The sequence below is a fragment of the Pseudomonas taeanensis MS-3 genome, from assembly GCF_000498575.2.
Classification (GTDB): Bacteria; Pseudomonadota; Gammaproteobacteria; order Pseudomonadales; family Pseudomonadaceae; genus Aquipseudomonas; species Aquipseudomonas taeanensis.
Map to the genome: position 1 here is coordinate 64009 of NZ_AWSQ01000012.1, position 18658 is coordinate 82666.

Below are 18658 nucleotides of genomic sequence, written 5' to 3' on the forward strand. Positions count from 1 at the left end.
ACCCCATCTTCAAATGATCCGCAGGCCAGCCAATGCTGTGCTCCAATTTCTTTCTGGAGCCAGCCGCCATGATGCGCCCCGACGCCAAAGTCGAAAAAGTCTATCTCTATCCCAAGCCGGTGGATTTCCGAAAATCCATCGACGGCTTGGCTGCCCTGGTGGAGCTGGATATCAAGGTGGCGGTGTTCGATCCGGTGCTGTTCGTGTTCCTCAACAAGTCGCGTAACCGGGTGAAGATCTTGTACTGGGAGCGCAATGGCTTCTGTCTGTGGCTCAAGCGCCTTGATGCCGAGCGATTCAAAACATCGCCTGACGATCAAGACGAAGCCATCGTGCTGACGGTCCAGGAATTGAACTGGCTGCTGGATGGTTTTGACCTGTGGCGCAACCGCCCGCATCAGGTTTTGACGCCGCGTTTCGTGACCTGAACCGGTATAATCCACGGCATGATTTCCGTGCCCGAAACCCTTCCTGACGCCCCCGAAACGCTCAAGCAGCTGCTGTCTGACGTGCTGCTGGAGCGTCAGTCGAATCTGGGCAAGATCACGCAACTGCAAGAGCAGGTTGCCTTGCTGCGTGATCGCCTGTTTGGCCGCAAGTCCGAGCAGACCAGCGATCCCGAGTCGCCGCAATTGCCCTTGCTCAACGAGGCCGAGGTGCTGGCCGAGCAGCCCAATGGCGATGGTCAGGACGACGTCGAAACGGTCGAACTGCGCCCTGTCGCCGTCAGCAAACCGCGTGGTAAGCGCCAGTCACTGCCGGCCGAACTGCCTCGCATCGAAGTCATTCACGAGTTGCCCGAGCACGAACTGACCTGCGAATGCGGTTGCCGCAAACACGTCATGGGTGAGGAAACCAGCGAACAGCTGGAGATCATCCCGATGCAGATCCGGGTGATCAAACACATCCGCAAAACCTACGCTTGCAAGGGCTGCGAACGCGCGCCGGTCACCGCCGATAAGACGGCGCAGTTAATCGAGAAAAGCCTGGCCAGCCCCAGCGTCTTGGCCATGCTGCTGACCACCAAGTATGCGGACGGCCTGCCGCTGTATCGCTTCGAGACGGTTCTGAGCCGCCATGGCATCGACATCCCCCGCCAGACCCTGGCGCGTTGGGTGATCCAGTGCGGCGAACTGCTGCAACCGTTGCTCAACCTGATGCGCGACAAGCTGCTGGACAGCCCGGTGATCCATTGCGATGAAACCCGTGTGCAGGTGCTGAAAGAACCCAACCGAGACCCGAGCAGCCACTCCTGGATGTGGGTGCAAACCGGCGGCCCGCCGAACAAGCCGGTGATCCTCTTCGAGTACACCGCCAGCCGTGCGCAGGAGGTACCACTGCGCCTGCTTGCCGGCTATCGCGGTTATTTGATGACCGACGACTACGCCGGCTACAACGCCGTAGCCGCACAGTCGGGTGTTGAACGTCTGGCCTGCTGGGCGCATGCACGGCGCAAATTCGTCGAAGCGCAAAAGGTGCAACCGAAGGGCAAAACCGGACGCGCCGACATCGCGTTGGGGATGATCAACAAACTCTACGGCATCGAGCGCGAACTCAAGGACGTCAGCGATGAACAACGCCACCACGGTCGTCAGCAGCACAGCCTGCCGTTGCTTGCCCAACCCAAAGCCTGGTTGGAAAAAACCCAGCCGCAGGTCACGGCGCAGAATGCCCTGGGCAAAGCGGTGAACTACCTGGCGAGCAACTGGAGCCGGCTTGAACGCTACATCGAGGCCGGACACCTGCCGATCGACAACAACGCTGCCGAGCGGGCCATCCGGCCCTTCGTCATCGGCCGCAATTATCCACAGTCGGAAATTATGTCGGGTATGCAGCAGTGGTGGCGGCACGCCTGGCCGCCAACCACTGCCGACTTTGCATAATTTCAGAGACTTTCCAGAAACTTCAGCAGGGCGTCAGTCGGACGATAGCGCGTGCGCTTGATTTCAGGTGGGCCGATGGTGGCAAGCGCACGTTCCTTCATGGCCAGGTCGGCTTCGACATAACCGTGGGTGGTGACCGGGCTTTCGTGGCCCAACCATAGTGCGATGACGGTGATGTCCACTCCGGCCTGCAGAAGGTGCATGGCCGTCGTATGCCGGCTATGTCTTCAGCGACATAGGCGGCACACCGCAGCGATGCACCTGCTTGAGGCCGGAGTTGAAATCAACGTCATTCGGGCTTGGCTGGGTCACGTCGGTCTGGAGACGACGAACCGTTATGCTGAGATCAACATCCGGACCAAGGAGGCTGCCGTCGCCCTGTGCGCTCCACCCGATCAATCCTCGGCGGCATCCTCCCAAGCAGGCGCTTGGCACCGGGACGTCGACTTGCTGAAATGGCTCGATTCCCTTTGATTATTATGTGCCCCTCGGCTCGAGCGCCCCCATCATTCCTGGGGCTGCCGAGCCAGTGCCACATAACGGCGAAGGGAACAAAAGCCGGATTATGTGGCGCGCTACATAATCGTAAACAATCATTCGGGGAGACCACCGAAGTAGCTGAGGGCCTGGCTCAACGCCGTCAGCCAGTCCACTTGAGTTTCGCCCGGCGTGGCGCACGCATAGGTGTAGTTCGAGGCACCGAGGGCCGCGACGAAGATATGCGCCTGGCTGATCTCGCCGGTTGCGGCGCCGATCACCGGCAATGTTGGCCCGGCGTAGTCGATGAACAGTTTCTCGCCAGCGCGGTGCTGCTGGCGCATCGAGCGCTTGAGGGTGCGGGCGTAGCTGCGGTAATGCTCGACGAGCTGGGTGTAGCGGTAGGTCGGCTGATCGGGATGAGCGGCGGTGTATTCCTCCCACAGCAGTTGTAGCGTCACGCCTTTACGACGTAGTTCGCGGTGCAAGGTGATCACGTCGGGCAACACGCGGTCGCCGCGTGTGTGGACGACCTTGGCGGCGGGCACCAGGGCGGCGCCGAGCGCCGCATCATCCAGAAGAGCCAGCGCGGGCCACTCGATGCCGGTATCGCGCGCCGCCTTGATGTACTTGCTGACAACGCCCTTTGACAGTTGCAAGGCACGGGCGATTTTCTCGTGGGACAGGTCGGCCTCGAACTTGAGGCGCAGGCATTCTTTGATATTACGCATGGCTACTCGCTGCACCGCCATCCTTCGATTCCCCGAAATGGGACGGAGGGTGGCGGCGGGTCAGGTCATGCGCAACGGAGTAGAGGGTATTTCGCTAACAACGTGACCGGCCATTTCGGTAAGGGCGTGACCGGCTGTTTCGGAACAGGCGAAAAGCGGTCACGTTGTTAGCGAAATGAGCGGTCACGCGTTAGCGAAATGGTCGGTCACGGTGCGCCGAAACGTGCGGTCACGATGGGCCGAAATACGCAATGAGGCGCTGGTCGGCGTGAAGTGCAGCTTGAAACGGGGATGCTTCTCCAGCCACGCCTTGACGGCGGCTGTCTTGTGATTCGAGCTGTTGTCCAGAATCAAATGCAGATCCAGCTCGGCAGGCGTTGCGCGGTCGATCTGCCGAAGGAATTCAAGGAACTCTTTGGGTTGGCTGGCCTTCGGATTATTTGAAGGTGGAGTTTATGGGTGCACTTACGTTCTTTGATGAGATCGACCATGAATGGATGCTGATGTTTCTGGGACACCGGATTGCAGACCGGCGCATGCTCGGACTTATCTGCAAGTGGCTTCAAGCGGGTGTAATGGAGGATGTTTTTCCTTGGAAGCAAAAAACCGTGCTGTTCCGGGGCTGTACTTACTGGATCTGCTGTCATCTTTCAGCCGGAAGCACCGAGACGAAATTCGACAAGGCAACCTGATGCACCACCTCGTGCGGCAGAGCCTCCAGGAACGGAGCGGACCCGGACATATACTCGCCCAGGCTCGCGAAGGTACCTACCACGTCAGAACCGACCATGAAGCGGGTTGGAAAGCGTGTAACTAGATCCACCCGCAGCGGGTCAGGCTTACCCTGCTCGCCCACCAAGCAGGGATTAACCCGCAGTCTTCACCCAGGTAGTCACTCACCTTCAACCGACAAAGCTCGGTGACGGTCATACCCGTACCAAAGCAGGCTAGCAGCAAGGCAGCATCCCGGATGCCATTCTCAGGACTACTCACCCTGCAACTCTTACGGCATGTTCTAGCTGATCATCCTCAACGACGATGGCCTTTGGCATCTGTCCCCCGGCCGCCCTATTTTACTATTAATCCTGACACAGTAGGAGAAAGAATAGGCCAGGGCTAGCCGCTAGCCTGCGTTGCATTTGCTGTTCACGGAAAATTGACTGCGGCCCTGCCGCTACCGTAGCGCCCAGGTCATAAAATCCGCCTGCGACCTGGTGCCTATTTCCTGCTGCACCCGAAACGCTCATCCGGTTTGCTGTACCTGGATCCCCACCAGGTACAGCGCCATGCCTTACTCCCTCTCTCTCAGCCGTCGGCGACGCTGGCCGTTGCCGCTCGCCACCCTCTTATTCAGCACTCTCGCCCAGGGCGAAACCTGGGTCGTCACGGACCAGGCCCACCCGGTGAACGCCCCCTTCAGCGTGAGCGTCATCCTCCTGGATGAACAGCAACGACTCGAGGAGCAGCTGTCTCGCTCCCTGCCGGCAGATCCTCGCCAAGCCACAGCAGCAGCCCAGCGCTTCCTGGCCAACCCTGAAGGTAAGCGCCTCCAGGACGACTTGGCCAAGGCGCAGCAAGGTGTGGCTGATGCCTGGAGCGCAGGCGTCGAGAAGCTTCCAGCCGTGTTAGTCGATCGGAGGTACGTGGTGTACGGCGAGCCCGATGTGGCCACCGCGATCGGGCTGATCGACCGAGCCAGGAGCATGCAGCGATGAAGCCTCATCACGTCCTGCGCCCGCTCTCGCTGGTGTTCACCTTCAGCCTGGCCTTCTCGGCATCGGCCGCGATCAACACCGCCGCGATCGTCTCGGCGACGCTTTCCCCGCAGTGCCTGGAGTACAAGGTCGTCGGCATCTGCTACTGGTTGTTCTGCACGAACTTCGGTTGCAAGGTCAGGACCTCGACCAAGGTCCGCCACTACATTCCCGACGCGGTTGTTTCTGCCTACTCGAACACCGGCTTGAACCCCTGGTCCGAAGTCGCCGGCATGGGATCACCCACCTCGACCGCCCAGGCCGGCGGCGACGGCACGACCAACCATGTGGCTGAGAACAACATGGCCAAGTTCAAGGAGGCCGATGTCATCGGTCACCCTGGCGGCTACGTCTTCAGCCAGTTCGCCAGCAGCTCAGGCTATACCTGCAAGGGCGCCACAACGGCGTACGTTCCCTACCTGCTCAGCACCCTGGACCCGATCGCGTGGCGCTACGGGATTCCCGAGTCGGTGTACCCGGAAGCCCTCACCCCGGGGCGACGCGAGGTCGGCAGCACCCAGTCCGGCGACCTGTGGGGGAACGTCTACCCGCGCAGCGGCTTTCTCCACCAGAGCGATGACTACAAGACCGGCGCGGTGATCGCCCAGCGTGCCGGCGACGTCACCACACGTTCCGGTCAGGTGCATGTCTACCTGCCCATGCTCGCGCAGGCTCAAGACGGCTATTGGCCGGCCGGCGAACTGATCGAGAGCGATGCCTCCACCGGCAAGTGGCAGGAACTCACGCCCACGCTAAGTCAAACCTGCGCCGTCTTCCCCAACAGCGGCCCGCAGATCCAGGCGCAGGACGGCGGCTACGCCTGGGCGCTCTGGCGCCCCTATTCCTGCTGCAAACGACGCGGCCAGATCTTCCTCGGCAGCGTGGACTTCCAATGACTCCCAAGCGACTGGAGCACATCATGAAAACCATCACCCGGGCATTCGGACTGGTCTTCGGCCTGAGCAGTTCGCTGGCCATGGCCCTAGAACCCATCAAGGTTGAATCTGCAGGTAGCGTCATCGGCGATGACGTGCTGTACAGCATCGGTGGCGGCAACGCGGTAACGATGGGCAGCGCCGGCAACATGGACAGTATCGCTGTGGGGGTGGGTTGGCAGAACAACCTCATCTGCGGAAACATGAACATGAGCAACACCCTGGAGAACCAGCTCAACGGCGCCACCCAGGGCTTCCAGAACATCATGAGCTCGGTGGTACAGAACGCGACCAGTGCGGTCGCCTCACTGCCGGCGCTGATCCTGCAGCGATCGAATCCTGCGCTCTACAACCTCATCACCAACGGCATCCTGCAGGCCCGCCTAGACTTCGATCGGTCCAAAGGCACCTGCAGGGCGATCGCCGACAAGATGGCCGATATCGCCGGTGAACAGACGGGTTGGGGGAAGCTGGCTGAAGGTCAAGCCATGAGCAAAACCTTGACCTCGAACTCCGACGCGGTCGCGGCAATCGATCAAGTCGAGCGAACCGGGGGCAATGATGGGGTGACGTGGGTCGGCGGCGAACGAGCCGGTGGATCTGGGCAGAAGCCCATTCGCATCGTGGGTGACGTGACCAGGGCCGGGTACAACCTGCTGACCAGTCGCCCAGTCGACGACACCTCGAGCATCAGCGAGGATAGCTGCATCAACGGCCTGGTGTGCAACCTGTGGTCTTCCCCCGAGGAAGCGACTGCGTTCGCAACCCGGGTACTCGGCGAGCAACAGCAGCAGACCTGCGACAGCTGCCCGAAGACAGTGACGGTCGCCGGCGTCGGCCTGTCCCCGCTGATCCAGGAAACCTACGACACCAAGCTGCAGGCTCTCCAGGAGCTGCTTACCGGCAGCAAAAGCATTTCGGAGCAAAACCTGGCGGCCGCCGGGAGCAACCTGCTGCCCATCACCCGAGGTGTCGTGGTCGCTTTACGTGATGAGGCCGACCAAGACGTGCTCGCACGACGCTTGGCATCCGAAGTGGCGCTTTCCGACATCCTGGAAAAGGGGCTTCTCTTGCTCAAGATGCTGTTTACCGGAAGCAAGGAACCCAATGTCGCGGCAAATGGCCTCGCCACCCAGGCAGTGGAGAAGCAACGCGAAGCCCTGCAGCAGGAAATTAACAACCTCAAGCTCGAACTGGAACTCCATCGCGAACTCGCGGGCAACTCCCCGATGACCATCGTTGAACGTGCTCGGTCTCGGACTGATGCCTCCAGAGGCGTGTTCCAGGGGGACGTGGGAGCCGACCGCCTGAACCAGTTGCAGAAGCCGGTCAGCGAACAATAAGGAGCCAGTCATGGGAGAAGCAACCAAAACGCATTTTACAGCTCGCCGGGCTGTCGTGTGGCTGCTGGCCAGCTTGGGCATGATCGTCCTCCTCAGCATCCTGGCGGTGCTGCTGGGCACAGTGATCATGCACTTCTTCGGCAGCGTCGAGCAGTGGCAGCAGTGGCGCGTAGAAAACTACTGGATCCTGCTCGCCTGGCGCCTTTGTCTGTATACCGTGCTGGTCATGTTTTGGCTCCAGCTCAAGGCGCGCCTGCCGAGGCCGGCACCTGGTCCAGCCCGCAATCGCCTGATCCGCGTCGAGGTGATGGTCGTACTCCTGGTATTGCTTATCGAGCTGAGCAAAGCCGCATTGCGGTGGACGGAGGCCGTATGACCTTCTACACCAACGATTACCTGGAGTATTACCTCACCCTGGCGGGCTGGCTGATCAACAACGGCATCTGGGACATGATTGCGGACAGCGGGCTGTTCGCGGTGCCGTTCTGCATCATCATCGTCAGGGAGTGGCTGAAAGTCCGCGGCGAAGGCGCTGACGAAGGCAACAAAGGGGTGCTGTCATTGGCCCGCATCGAAACCCACATCTACGTGGGTTACGTGGTCGTGGCGCTCTGCGGTATTCCCGTGGTCAATGTCAGCCTCAGCACCCTCCAGTTCGACCAGAGTCGGGCGCAGCAGTGTCAATTCCTACTGCCGGCACCCTCCTCGACCGGCTGGGAGACTTCATTCAGCGCTCTGAACGGCAAAAGTGCGCAGATGCCGATCTGGTGGGCATTCATGCACGGCTTGTCCAAGGCCACCACCAGCGGCGCCGTTGCCGCCATTCCCTGCGGAACCGACCTGCGTCAGCTGCGCATGGAGGTCAACAGCACCCGCATCAACAACCCGCTGCTGGCACAGGAGCTGGCCGACTTCAGCCGCGATTGCTATGGCCCCTCGCGCGCGCGGTTCTTCATGAGACAGCCCGACCTGGGCTCGGCGGCTGACAACCCCACAACCCTCCAGTATCTCAGTTGGATCGGTTCGAGGTTTTTCCTCAACACTCGGGGTTATTACGACACCGACTACTCCCGAACGCCGAGGACCGCCTGGCCATACGACGAAACGCGTGACGCCACCCTCGCCAAAACCGCCGACGGTGGCGGCTACCCAACGTGCAAGCAGTGGTGGTCCGATAGCGGCATCGGATTGCAGGATAGGATTGTGGAGCAGATCGATCCCGACCTGATGACCCGATTCCTGGGCTGGGCGAACTGGCTGTCAACCGACCAGGTTCAGGAGTCGGTCATCAGGCAGATCGTTGCCCCGAGGCAGCAGATCGACGGAGCCGTGTACTCGGACTATGGCGGCCAGGTCGGTGGACAACAGACCAGCCTGACCAACGGAGCTTCGCGTGCCGCGGGTTACGTTGGCATCGCGCTCGGTTCACTTGCCTATTTCCCGGCGATGGATATGGTCCGGCAGGCCCTGCCGATGGTCATGGCCTTTCTGAAGATGGCGATGGTCATCTGCATCCCACTGGTACTGATCGTCGGTGCGTACCAGCTCAAGGTTGCGATGACCATGACCGTGGTGTTCTTCGCCCTAATCTTCGTCGACTTCTGGTTTCAACTCGCGCGCTGGATCGACAGCACTATTCTCGACGCGATGTATGGTTCGGGCTCGCCGTACCAGAACTTCAACCCAGCCCTGGGCCTGGATAATGCTGCGCAGGACGCCATCCTGAATTTCGTGATGGCGACCATGTTCATCATTCTGCCAATGCTTTGGATCACAGCGTTGGGGTGGGCTGGAATGAGTGTCGGTAGCGTACTGGAAGGACTCTCCAGCGGTACTAAAGACGTGAAGCAGGCGGGAAGCGAAGCCGCGAACGTAGCAAAGAGAAAACTGATGTAACCGAGGAGAGGCTCAGCTGAAGAAGCTGGGCCTCTCAATCATCGTCATCAACCCTGTGGCCCGCGCAATAGTAGCCGTACCCTTCAGGGCCATAATCGTTACCGTATGGAACCTCCCCGGAGGAGTTCCCATGCGCAAGGAAGTAGAGGAACGCCCCGCCAACCAGAAGAGCAAATGCCATGGCGGCTAGCCAGGAAAACGCAGGCAGCAGCACAACAAACAAAGTGGCAACAACCCCCAGCTTTAGGGCCAAAAACAGAAGCTTGAGCAGGAACATAACGGGAGTTCCGACCCTGCCCGCAGAGGCCAGCATCCGCTGCTCTCCTGCGCGCAGGCAAGCGATGACGGCCCCCAGACCATGCCCCAGGCGATAGGCGAATCCTTTGGTTGCTACGTTATTGGCCATGACTACCTTCCTCCCACGGCAAGTACGACGAGTAATAGCATGACCATCGTGATTTTCAACAAGCCAAACGCAAATTTTACGATATTCCCCTGCAGCCCCACGCGCTCCATGGCCTGGACGAGGGGTTTGAAGCCCAACGGGGCGAAAACATACGCCAAGACCATTCGACCAACTCCCTTCACCATAGATTCAGATGGATTTGAGTGGCAGGAACAAACGCTGGTTTCCTGAACCGAGAGGCGAGAAACCGAATTGTTCATAGAAGTACTGGGCTCGATCATTGATGGCGTCGACTACCATGGCGTAAATCGCGATCTCATCGCTGACAGCCAGCGTTCGCTTGATGGCATCGACCAGCAACATTTTCCCCACGCCATGACGCTGAGCCGCTTGCCCTACAGCTAACCGGCCAAGCAGTGCTGCTGGAACAGGATGTCGGGGAAGTTTACGCGCGAGGGCGTTAGGCAACTGGCCGAGTTCAATCGACAGGGTGGAGAGCGTGTAGTAGCCCACAATACTATTTGGCTGCTCCGCCGCGGTTGCCACGAACACCCGGCTGACTCGGCGTTTCACATCTTGACGGGCCTGCTTTTGAATGTAGTTATCCAGTGAGGCCACACCGCAATGGAATCCAGACCTGTCGTGGTTACTATCCAGCGGCCGTATGACCAGATTCGAATAATCGGTCATTTACTGGTGACGCGCTGATCATGTTCCTCGAAGGCGGCTGCCAGTTTTTTGTTGAAGCGGATCGGCTTGGCCAGTGCATCGAAGAAGGCTTCGGCGTCTCGGTTATTCAAGCTCATGACTTCGTGTTCATGAATGGTTTTTTCTGCATGTGCCAGTGCGCTGGTCAGGATGAAATTGCTGACGGTCTTGCCTTCAAAGCCTGCAGCGCGCTCCAGCGCCTGCTTGGCACTGTGTTTCAACCGGAGATTGATACGATCCTGTTTGGTGTCTGTAGCTGCGCTCATGGTAAAGACCCTTCATCGATGTGGGCAATGCTAGAAATTGTACGTCAAATCGGTGCCTTTTTTCAATGCTCGCAGCGTGACAGGCCACAGCTATTTCTTCGGCTCACTCAAAGAGCGTGGCAACCTTCGCCAGCACTTCGTCCATGATCGGCGTCAACATGGGTCGGCCGCGAGAACCTGGAGCAGCACATTGAGGAGCCCGGCCAGCAGGCCGGTGAAGTCATACGCCTGTTACATGACGCCATGAAAGTCCAGCTCCACCTGCCGCCTGGATAGCAGCACAAATGGCCCAAAAGGAAATGGCCTGCAAGAGCGAAGGGAATGGTTCACAAAGGTAAAAGCCCTACCCGAAAGGGCCGCCTATCAGCGGAGAAAAGGTCACCCGTACTTATCAACCACCCCATGGCGTTGGACATTCACGCTGCTTATCCCGCCCCCCTATCCCCTTCACGAAATAAGCTGACTGGTCCAGCCAGCCAAACCGGGTACGACGACAAAATAGGCGTTGAGCATGTACAGGCCGGAGAGGATCAACAGAATCCCGCCGATGACTTCAAAAATCTTGTGGAATCTTCTCAGCCCCGACAAGTTTTCCAGCCAGCCCACAGCAATTGCGCCCAGCAAGATAGGAATCGCGCGCCCCAAAGCGAATGCCAGTAGTAGTGCTACGCCGAAAACGGGTGAACCTATGCCAGTAGAAACGCCAAGCAACACGATCAGCGCTGGCGTGCAAAACGGGCAGATCGCTACAGAAAATGGCACGCCCAGTGCAAAAGCACCCCACGCCCCTGTTACGGGTTTGGCTCGTAACTTCAATGCCGGTAGTGGAAGACGCAGCCATCCTGGCCAGATCAGGCCCAACACAATCAGTAGCGGACCTAGCACCAAACCCCATGCACGGCCAAGCAGGTGTTGCCCCCATCCACCGCCCAGACTGGCTGCCAGGCCAGGCCCAAAGCCACATGAGTCAGAATCATGCCCAGGACAAAGAGACCGCCATAGAAAGTCGCTTGGCGAGAAGCGCGCGATGTCGTCACGTACGCGAGCGAAACCGGGATCGCTGCTAGCGCGACCGGATTGAAGCTGAATACAAAGCCCGTCACGAATCCTATCCACAGCGCCCCGAAGCTGGCTTGAGCCACCGCCTGGAGCAATGTTTCGGCGTCCATCAGCAAGACTCCAGGGTGGTCAGCATGGTACGGAACTGCTCAGGGGTAGGCAGTGACGAAAACTTCAATTCGCCATTTATGGCAATGGCCGGCATGCTCAGTACGCCGAGCGAGACCGCGTAATCGAATTCTTTAAGCACGTTGACCTCGCGCCAAACTAGGCGATCTTCGCCCAGCACAGACGCCGCAATCGCACGGAGTTCGCCTTGTGTGCCTGTTTGATGACGCATTCCAAGCCGAGATTCGGAAGATCGAGAGTCGGCGCGATGTGGGCGCTTGAGGAGCCCTTCCAATGACCCTGCCGCAGGGCGTCTGGTGGCGCGGTAAAGCCTGGATATCACCCGGGCTCGGGATCTTTCTGGGGCACGCCGGCAATCACGATTGGCATAGCCACATGGCGCATCAAATTACCGTCAGTTTGAACGGCAGCTTGACTGTCAAGTCTCCATCCTCGTCGCTGACGGCAAGGGCCATCTGCATCAGGGCGGGAGTTTCCCATCGGATCGAAGCTGACGAAGTATTGTCGATCTACCTCGACGCGCTGTCGGATGAGGCGCGAGCACTTCCCGATAACGTCGGGGTGGGCATCACGCCGATTGAAATTGGGGATACAGCAGCGCTGCGAAAATTGCTGAGCAGCGCTGATCCCTCGGCCCATCAGATTCGGCAAATGGTGCGCCGTGTCCTCAACCTTACGACTCCGCCGGCATCCGATCCGCGACTGCAATCGGTCCTCGCTGCGCTAAAGGCGCCGATTAATGGCCGGCAGGCGCTGGCCATACGTGTTCATCTCTCCCCTACCCGGTTCTCCCATTGGTTCGTCGAACAGACCGGCCTGCCGCTGCGCAGCTACCGAAAATGGAGTCGTCTGGTCATAGCGCTTCAGCATATCGCCGGCGGAGCCAACCTGACTGCCGCCGCCCACGCTGCCGGCTTCGCTGACGCTGCCCACTTTTCCCGCACCTTCCGCGAACTGTTTGGCCTCGACCCGTCATCCGCCTTGGGTCATGTCAGCCTGAAAGGCTGAATTCAGCTTTTCCGTTCAAGCGCCATCACAGGTGATTGGCACAAAGTGGAGTCATCTTAGGGAGGGCTTCACGATGGGCAATTCACTCAGGTTCATGATCCGTTGGCTCAGCTACCCAGCAATCTTTGGCGGGACCGTAGCTTGGATGATCTGGTTGCTCTACACGGGTATTCCGTATTGGCCCAGCACGCCGATCATTGCCGCCCTAGGGATTCTACTGGTGGCGCTGCTGGAACGCGTGCAGCCGTTCCGCGGCGACTGGCTGGAGGATCATCACGATTCCCTTACCGACATCATCCATATGGTCGTGAACCTGTCCGTGATCCAGTTTACGGCGACCGTTCTGGCCCGGCTGGGCGATTGGGTGCCCGCAGAGATTCGGGTCTTCCCGACAGAGTTACCGCTGTGGGCTCAGCTGGTCATTGTCGCCGCCGTGCTGGACCTTAGTTTGTACGCCATGCACCGCATCAGCCACCACGTTCCGTGGCTGTGGCGCTTGCATGAGCCGCATCACAGCGCTGAGCGGCTCTACTGGATGAACGGCGAGCGCAGGCACCCATTGCATGCCGCCATCATGGCGGGGCCTGGGTTGCTCGTGCTCTTTGCGCTGGGTACCCCTTCGGCGCTCGTGGCCACCTGGTTCGGCATCCTGACGGTGCATTTGGCTTTTCAGCACTCCAATCTGGACTACTCGCTGGGCTGGCTACGGCGCATCATCGGCGTGGCAGAAACGCATCGCTGGCATCACAAACGCGACTTCGAGGATGCGCAGGTCAATTTCGGTAAGTTCTTGCTGGTGTGGGATCTGCTGCTTGGGACCTTCAATGACAGCGCAAGCAAGCCCGGCAGCGCCGAAGTAGGACTGCGTGACCGCGACTATCCGACAGGCTATGTGGGTCAGCTTGTTGAGCCGTTCAGGAGTCCGTAGCTTGCTCGGTTGCGGTGGCCTTTTCGGAGGCCATACGCCGGTAGCAGACGTCGCGCGGATTGCGATTGATTGGCGCATCCAATTGACCGGGCCGTTACCCAAGGCGACTTTTTATGCCTGCACGTCGTTGCCGAGCAGTTCTGATAGCTGCAGCAACTCGACCTCGGCATTCCTCAGCGCTGCTTCGGCTGCAACCTGCCAGTGTTGCTGCAAGGGCATGAGATCATTCTCCTGCTGGGACTTTAGACACCATTGGAAGTGGTCGTGCCAGTCCCCTAGTGCCGATTGCACACGCTTGAGCGAGGTGGCAGTCTCGACGGAGATCGGTGACAGCTGAGGGTAGGCATCGGTGGCGTAGCGAGCGCTCTTGGTCAGCAAACGGAGTTCGTGACGATCATGATGGGGATCAGCCAGGGCCGCGTTCAATTGCACCACCTGCTTCAGCAGGCGTTTCGCGATTCTCTGCTTGATCCGGCGTAGTTGGCCAAGACGTTCAGCTTCACGGAAATCAGACGGCCATGCATCCAGGCGGGCAAAGAACTGATTGAGCGTCGAGCTTTCCACTATGGCGGCATAGCTAGAACGAGCGATAGCCTGACGCGCATTGGCCTGTTGCCTGAGGCCTTGCCGCACCAATTCGGCGGCCAGCACTTCCAGGTCGCGAGCGGGCGTCGTGAGTGAACCGACCTCGGCCGCCGCCGCGTCGAGCAACGCGACGCCATCGAACGCGCGCAAGGGCCGAAGCAAGCTTCTCAAGCGCCGCAGATTGATGCGCAGGTCATGCAGCGCTTCCTCATCCGTATTGGCTTCCATCCGTGCATAGGCATGGAAGAGCGCCGTTTCTAGAGATAGCGCTTGGACGACTATCGAGTCGACAAAGGACATCTGCCCTCCACTGCAGATATGGAGCACTCAGATTAACTGATGGCGACCATGCTTTCGATAGCTGAAGTCACTGGCACTAGCCTGACTCGGTGCATCGCTGAAAGCAGAGAGACGCCGTTGTCTGGATCAATCCGTCGGGCCTGCCTGCTGAAACGTGGCAGCGATTACCAGTTGCGCCCGCGCCTCAATGATCTCGATCAACTCGCGATGCTTGGTGAACTCCCGCTTGAGCCAGCCGCTGGGTACAAAGTGATGGTCGAGATGAACCGCAGTAATCTGGCCATCATCGGCCGCACAGAGCATCACTTGGTGTTCCGAGCTGTCGCCGGCCATGGCGGCCGGCACGAAGACGGCACCCTCGTCGGTAATCCCGAAGGATCGCCGCCATTCGGGATAGCGCTTTTGTTCAGGATTTGAAACGGCAAACCAATGGATTTTGATCATCTACTTGGCCTCGAAGGGCAGCAATGTCGAATGCGGCAGAGGGTCTCCCTCGACCGCTGCGCAAACTTGATCGAGCACGTCCTCGGGCGCGTCGAGTGCGCCGAGGCTTCCAAAGCCAGGAACCGCTCCCACGCAATAATGGCACTTTGCCCACAAAATCACCTATTGCGTCAGTATGGCTTTTCCCTTGTGACCCACCCACCCGATAGCGGAAAACCCAACCCATGACCCCGTCATGGAGCAAGCCATGTTTTCTTTCCTGCGCCGCAGAAATGCCCTGCCCTCTACTGGCCATTCTCCATCCGGATACTTACAACCCGCGCACAGCCAGGAGCTGCTTTCATCACCGCGCCGCCAGAAGCTGCTTGAGAACATCTGGCAGCGCGCATCGCTGTCTCACCAACAGTTCGCCGAGATTTACAGGAAGCCGTTGGAACGGTTTGCTGAGCTGGTCCAGCAACTCCCTGCTTCGGAAAACCATCACCACGCACACCCTGGTGGAATGTTGGATCACGGCCTCGAAATCGTCGCCTACGCGCTGAAGATCCGGCAAACATACCTCCTCCCCATAGGGGCTCCGCCTGAATCTCAGTCAGCACAGGCCGAAGCCTGGTCAGCTGCTGCAGCTTACGGAGCACTGATACACGACCTCGGCAAGATCGCCGTCGATATGCATGTAGAGCTGGAAGGCGGAAAGGCATGGCACCCATGGCATGGCCCAATCAGTCGCACGTATCGATTCCGGTACGTGAAGGGGCGTAATTATCAACTACACGGGGCAGCTGCAGCGCTGATTTACTCGCAAATCCTCACACCCAACCTCCTGGACTGGCTCAGCGGTTTCCCTGAGTTGTGGTCGCAGTTGATCTTCATCCTGGCCGGACAGTACGAGCACGCCGGCATCCTCGGTGAGATCGTGATCAAAGCCGACCAAGCTTCTGTAGCTCAAGAGCTGGGAGGAAACCCCGAGCGTGCGTTGGCGGCGCCGAAGCAATCGCTACAACGACAGTTGGCCGAAGGCCTGCGTTTCCTGGTGCGCGAGAAGTACAAGCTGAACCACCCAGAGGGTCCGGCGAATGGCTGGCTGACCCAGGACGCCCTATGGCTTGTCAGCAAACCCACAGCGGACCAGCTGAGAGCCTATCTGCTGGCTCAGGGCATAGAGGGTATCCCAAGCTCGAACGCACCATTTTTCAACATGCTGCAGGATCAGGGCGTAATCCAGACGAACGCCCAGGACAAGGCGATCTGGAAAGCCACCATCGACAATGGCCGCGGCTGGAGAAACACGCTCACTGTACTGAAGCTGTCTCCAGCGCTTATCTGGCCAGACGCGAAGGATCGTCCTGCCGGCTTTGCAGGCACACTCGAGCTCGAGGAGGCAGGCGCGCCGGCGGAGGAAACGCTGGCGGGTCAGCCAGTAGGGCCACAAATCGACAGTCCTGCCGAGATTGAGAACGCGGCCCCCTTCCCCACAGCACACACGAACACCCCTGCGACCACACCACAGGTGTCAACAAACCGTGACAACGAAGTAGACGAATTACTGGCACTTTTTGGTAATATCACTTCGACATCAGAAGAGCTAGACACTAGCCAAGGCTCAGCGACCGCCGCCCCCACTCCAAAAGAGAGGAATGCGCTCCCACATGAACCTTTTGAGACCGATGACGGGTCTCCAGCATATATCGAAGACAAAGGAATGAAGCCTAGCAGTACGAATGAACTGGGACAGGGATTTGTTGACTGGCTTAGAACAGGCATCGCCTCCCGTCGCATAATCATCAACGACACCAAGGCCCTGGTACATACGGTAGCTGGTACAGCGATGCTGGTTACCCCGGGCATCTTCAAGCGGTTCGTGCAAGAGTTTCCCGCGATCGAGCAGCAGGCAAAAGTCCAGCAAACCAATGCTTGGCAGCTTGTCCAGCGCAGCTTCGAGAAACAGAAGTTGCACCGGAAGACCGACAAGAGCCTCAACATCTGGACGTGTGATGTGGTTGGTCCCCGCAAGTCGAAGCAGCTCCGCGGCTATTTGCTGCGTGATCCCCACACCATCTTCGCCGAGGTCCCGTTCGATAACGTTAGCCTGACGCTAAAAACCGAAGCAGCGGGGCTGAATAATGACGCCTCTTGAGCTGACCCAGGAATACATCTTTGCGCATGACCTTCGTGCTGCCAGTGCGAAGATCTACCTGGCCGCAACCAAAGCACTGATCAAACACTTCGGCGGTGTCGATGTCGAAACGATCGATCACCGCAACATTTTGGCCTGGCGGCGAAAAGTCTTGGAAAATGGTTTGTCCAAACGGAGCTGGAATACGTACTCCAACCACCTGCGCACCATCTGGGGGTATGGCCTAGAGCATGGAATCCTGACCCATACCTCGATCAACCCGTTCAAAAAGACCACCGTGATACCGCCCAAACGACCGAGCAAGACAGTCGCCGGTGACGCTATTCAACGAGCACGGAGTTGGCTCACCTCACTGGTGGACCTAGAGCAATGCACCGGCGACAGGAGCAAGATCACGCCGGCCTGGTTCTGGCTGGCTACCTTCGAAATGTTCTACTACACAGGCATCCGACTGAATGCCTTGCTCTGTCTGCGTTACAAGGACATTGACTGGGACAAGCAGATGATCCTTGTTCGTGGTGAAACCGAGAAAACACACCGTGAATTCTCTGTGCCGATCATGGAGGGTCTGGCACCACACCTACGGCGCCTCCTGGACGAGGCAAAGGGCGGGGGCTTTGCACCCGAAGACCAGCTGTTCAACGTCAATCGCTTTTCTCGGCATTACCACCGCAAGGAAATGAACATCGACCAGGTGGAAGCGATGTACCGGAAGCTTACCGACAAGATCGGCGTGAGAATGACACCGCACAGGTTTCGCCACACGCTGGCCACGGACCTAATGAAGCAGCCGGAGCGGAATATCCACCTGACCAAGAGCCTGCTGAATCACACGAACATTGCTACAACGATGAACTACATCGAGGCGGACTACGACCACATGCGTGCTGTCCTGCATGAGCGCAGCCTTGCCCAGGGCGCTCTAAAGCATGTGCGTCGGGTAGATAGCAGTGGAGCAATACCCCAGCCTACAAATGACCAGGAGCAGAGGCTTCATAGAGAGCCAGCCAACCAAGCCATTCAACAGATTGAGCACCTTACGTCCAATCGGCAGCCGTGTGAGTCAGGGCAAATGCCTACCGCCCCGACTGACCGCAGCGCGCTGCCGCTGGAGTTCTCGTCGGTTGATTCGGTTCCGCCCTTCCCACCCGGGGAACTGTTCGAAACCAACATGCTGTTCACGCTAATAGCGAATATGCAGAGGGCACCATCCTTCAGCCGTCGCAGCAGCGGCACGGCAGGGGGATTTGGACAGACAGCCAATGCTAGAGCATCTCCCTAGGCTGTTTTCCGGCGCAGCTACCGACGAACGGCACTTCGCCATCTAAGCCTGATCGCGAGATCTCATTACAGATGCGAGGGATGGTGCCGACTGACGCCTGAAAAGTGGCGTCAATGACAAGTCGAACGCGTTTCAAAGAAGAGGCAACTGGCCGCAACCCCTGTGATTTTCGGTCACATCGGGGTCGATTTCGCACGCCTACAGAAAGGAATAAAGCACCAGAAACAGAACAGCCCGCCTAAAAAGGCGGGCTGTTCCATATTGACATCACTCCAGAGCGAATCTAATGTTCGCCCCAGACGGCTGCAAGACTAGCAAGACGGCACTGCAATACCCTTCCTAGAACTACATACCACCATGGTGAAAATGGTGGGTCGTGTGGGATTC

At 58.8% G+C, this 18658-nt stretch carries 20 protein-coding genes and 4 pseudogenes; 13 read left to right on the top strand and 11 right to left on the bottom strand.

The window, feature by feature from the left end; all coding sequences use genetic code 11:
• Window positions 1–68: 68 nt before the first annotated feature.
• Together tnpB and tnpC are read left to right on the top strand one after the other, a co-directional pair.
• Complete coding sequence (gene tnpB / locus TMS3_RS24125) at window positions 69–428, top strand: IS66 family insertion sequence element accessory protein TnpB (RefSeq protein WP_020798857.1); 360 nt, start codon at window positions 69–71, stop codon at window positions 426–428.
• Window positions 429–446: 18 nt separating this feature from the next.
• Window positions 447–1799, top strand: a pseudogene (gene tnpC, locus TMS3_RS24130) (IS66 family transposase); the annotation flags it as partial.
• Between the two features lie 86 nt (window positions 1800–1885).
• On the opposite strand, the pseudogene TMS3_RS24135 reads toward tnpC, so the two are convergent.
• Window positions 1886–2089, bottom strand: a pseudogene (locus TMS3_RS24135) (hypothetical protein); the annotation flags it as partial.
• A 49-nt stretch (window positions 2090–2138) separates the two neighbouring features.
• Between TMS3_RS24135 and TMS3_RS24140 the strand changes: the two are divergent.
• Window positions 2139–2357, top strand: coding sequence for a site-specific integrase (locus tag TMS3_RS24140; RefSeq protein WP_055725699.1), 219 nt, complete (start codon window positions 2139–2141; stop codon window positions 2355–2357).
• A 122-nt stretch (window positions 2358–2479) separates the two neighbouring features.
• Here TMS3_RS24140 and TMS3_RS24145 read toward each other — a convergent pair.
• Both TMS3_RS24145 and TMS3_RS24895 read right to left on the bottom strand, forming a co-directional pair.
• Window positions 2480–3112, bottom strand: a pseudogene (locus tag TMS3_RS24145) (IS21 family transposase); the annotation flags it as partial.
• A gap of 231 nt (window positions 3113–3343) precedes the next feature.
• A pseudogene (locus tag TMS3_RS24895) lies at window positions 3344–3508 on the bottom strand (transposase); the annotation flags it as partial.
• A 38-nt stretch (window positions 3509–3546) separates the two neighbouring features.
• Between TMS3_RS24895 and TMS3_RS26175 the strand changes: the two are divergent.
• The 6 genes from TMS3_RS26175 (at window position 3547) to TMS3_RS24175 (ending at window position 9019) form a co-directional block, all read left to right on the top strand.
• The gene (locus TMS3_RS26175) at window positions 3547–3783 is read left to right on the top strand and encodes a hypothetical protein (protein ID WP_160321049.1); all 237 of its coding nucleotides are present in this window, start codon (window positions 3547–3549) and stop codon (window positions 3781–3783) included.
• Between the two features lie 594 nt (window positions 3784–4377).
• Window positions 4378–4806 carry a TIGR03757 family integrating conjugative element protein gene (locus tag TMS3_RS24155; protein ID WP_025167858.1) on the top strand — a complete coding sequence of 143 codons (429 nt, stop codon included), beginning with the start codon at window positions 4378–4380 and terminating at the stop codon, window positions 4804–4806.
• Window positions 4803–5741, top strand: coding sequence for a TIGR03756 family integrating conjugative element protein (locus TMS3_RS24160; protein ID WP_025167859.1), 939 nt, complete (start codon window positions 4803–4805; stop codon window positions 5739–5741). Before TMS3_RS24155 ends, TMS3_RS24160 begins: the two co-directional genes overlap by 4 nt.
• A 23-nt stretch (window positions 5742–5764) precedes the next feature.
• Window positions 5765–7123 (top strand): integrating conjugative element protein, encoded by a 1359-nt coding sequence (locus TMS3_RS24165; protein ID WP_025167860.1) that lies wholly within the window; start codon window positions 5765–5767, stop codon window positions 7121–7123.
• Between the two features lie 10 nt (window positions 7124–7133).
• Window positions 7134–7499 (top strand): hypothetical protein, encoded by a 366-nt coding sequence (locus tag TMS3_RS24170; RefSeq protein ID WP_025167861.1) that lies wholly within the window; start codon window positions 7134–7136, stop codon window positions 7497–7499.
• A complete protein-coding gene (locus TMS3_RS24175) occupies window positions 7496–9019 on the top strand; it encodes a conjugal transfer protein TraG N-terminal domain-containing protein (RefSeq protein ID WP_025167862.1) in 1524 nt (507 codons plus the stop codon). The genes TMS3_RS24170 and TMS3_RS24175 overlap by 4 nt, the downstream gene beginning before the upstream one ends.
• A gap of 34 nt (window positions 9020–9053) precedes the next feature.
• On the opposite strand, the gene TMS3_RS24180 is transcribed toward TMS3_RS24175, so the two are convergent.
• The 6 genes from TMS3_RS24180 to TMS3_RS24200 form a co-directional block, all read right to left on the bottom strand.
• Complete coding sequence (locus TMS3_RS24180; protein ID WP_025167863.1) at window positions 9054–9425, bottom strand: DUF3742 family protein; 372 nt, start codon at window positions 9423–9425, stop codon at window positions 9054–9056.
• Window positions 9426–9614: 189 nt separating this feature from the next.
• Complete coding sequence (locus tag TMS3_RS24185) at window positions 9615–10115, bottom strand: GNAT family N-acetyltransferase (protein ID WP_029866612.1); 501 nt, start codon at window positions 10113–10115, stop codon at window positions 9615–9617.
• A complete protein-coding gene (locus TMS3_RS24190) occupies window positions 10112–10399 on the bottom strand; it encodes a type II toxin-antitoxin system TacA family antitoxin (protein ID WP_025167865.1) in 288 nt (95 codons plus the stop codon). Before TMS3_RS24190 ends, TMS3_RS24185 begins: the two co-directional genes overlap by 4 nt.
• 447 nt (window positions 10400–10846) lie before the next feature.
• Window positions 10847–11263 (bottom strand): cytochrome c biogenesis CcdA family protein, encoded by a 417-nt coding sequence (locus tag TMS3_RS25520; protein WP_235576682.1) that lies wholly within the window; start codon window positions 11261–11263, stop codon window positions 10847–10849.
• 14 nt (window positions 11264–11277) lie between these two features.
• Window positions 11278–11568, bottom strand: a complete 291-nt coding sequence (locus TMS3_RS25525) for a hypothetical protein (RefSeq protein WP_025167867.1) — start codon at window positions 11566–11568, stop codon at window positions 11278–11280.
• The gene (locus tag TMS3_RS24200; RefSeq protein WP_200929757.1) at window positions 11568–11708 is read right to left on the bottom strand and encodes a thioredoxin domain-containing protein; all 141 of its coding nucleotides are present in this window, start codon (window positions 11706–11708) and stop codon (window positions 11568–11570) included. Before TMS3_RS24200 ends, TMS3_RS25525 begins: the two co-directional genes overlap by 1 nt.
• 152 nt (window positions 11709–11860) lie before the next feature.
• Here TMS3_RS24200 and TMS3_RS24205 point away from each other — a divergent pair, with 152 nt between their 5' ends.
• Together TMS3_RS24205 and TMS3_RS24210 are read left to right on the top strand one after the other, a co-directional pair.
• Window positions 11861–12595, top strand: coding sequence for a helix-turn-helix domain-containing protein (locus TMS3_RS24205; RefSeq protein WP_025167869.1), 735 nt, complete (start codon window positions 11861–11863; stop codon window positions 12593–12595).
• 73 nt (window positions 12596–12668) lie between these two features.
• The gene (locus TMS3_RS24210; protein WP_025167870.1) at window positions 12669–13523 is read left to right on the top strand and encodes a sterol desaturase family protein; all 855 of its coding nucleotides are present in this window, start codon (window positions 12669–12671) and stop codon (window positions 13521–13523) included.
• 111 nt (window positions 13524–13634) lie between these two features.
• On the opposite strand, the gene TMS3_RS24215 is transcribed toward TMS3_RS24210, so the two are convergent.
• Window positions 13635–14408: a CHAD domain-containing protein gene (locus tag TMS3_RS24215; protein ID WP_025167871.1), complete on the bottom strand. Its 774-nt coding sequence runs from the start codon at window positions 14406–14408 to the stop codon at window positions 13635–13637.
• A 126-nt stretch (window positions 14409–14534) separates the two neighbouring features.
• A complete protein-coding gene (locus tag TMS3_RS24220; protein ID WP_025167872.1) occupies window positions 14535–14852 on the bottom strand; it encodes a hypothetical protein in 318 nt (105 codons plus the stop codon).
• Between the two features lie 247 nt (window positions 14853–15099).
• Between TMS3_RS24220 and mobH the strand changes: the two genes are divergently transcribed.
• Together mobH and TMS3_RS24230 are read left to right on the top strand one after the other, a co-directional pair.
• Window positions 15100–16989 carry a MobH family relaxase gene (gene mobH, locus TMS3_RS24225; RefSeq protein WP_235576683.1) on the top strand — a complete coding sequence of 630 codons (1890 nt, stop codon included), beginning with the start codon at window positions 15100–15102 and terminating at the stop codon, window positions 16987–16989.
• On the top strand, window positions 16976–18271 hold the full coding sequence (locus tag TMS3_RS24230; RefSeq protein ID WP_025167874.1) for a site-specific integrase: 1296 nt from the start codon (window positions 16976–16978) through the stop codon (window positions 18269–18271). The genes mobH and TMS3_RS24230 overlap by 14 nt, the downstream gene beginning before the upstream one ends.
• The last annotated feature ends 387 nt before the right edge of the window (window positions 18272–18658 follow it).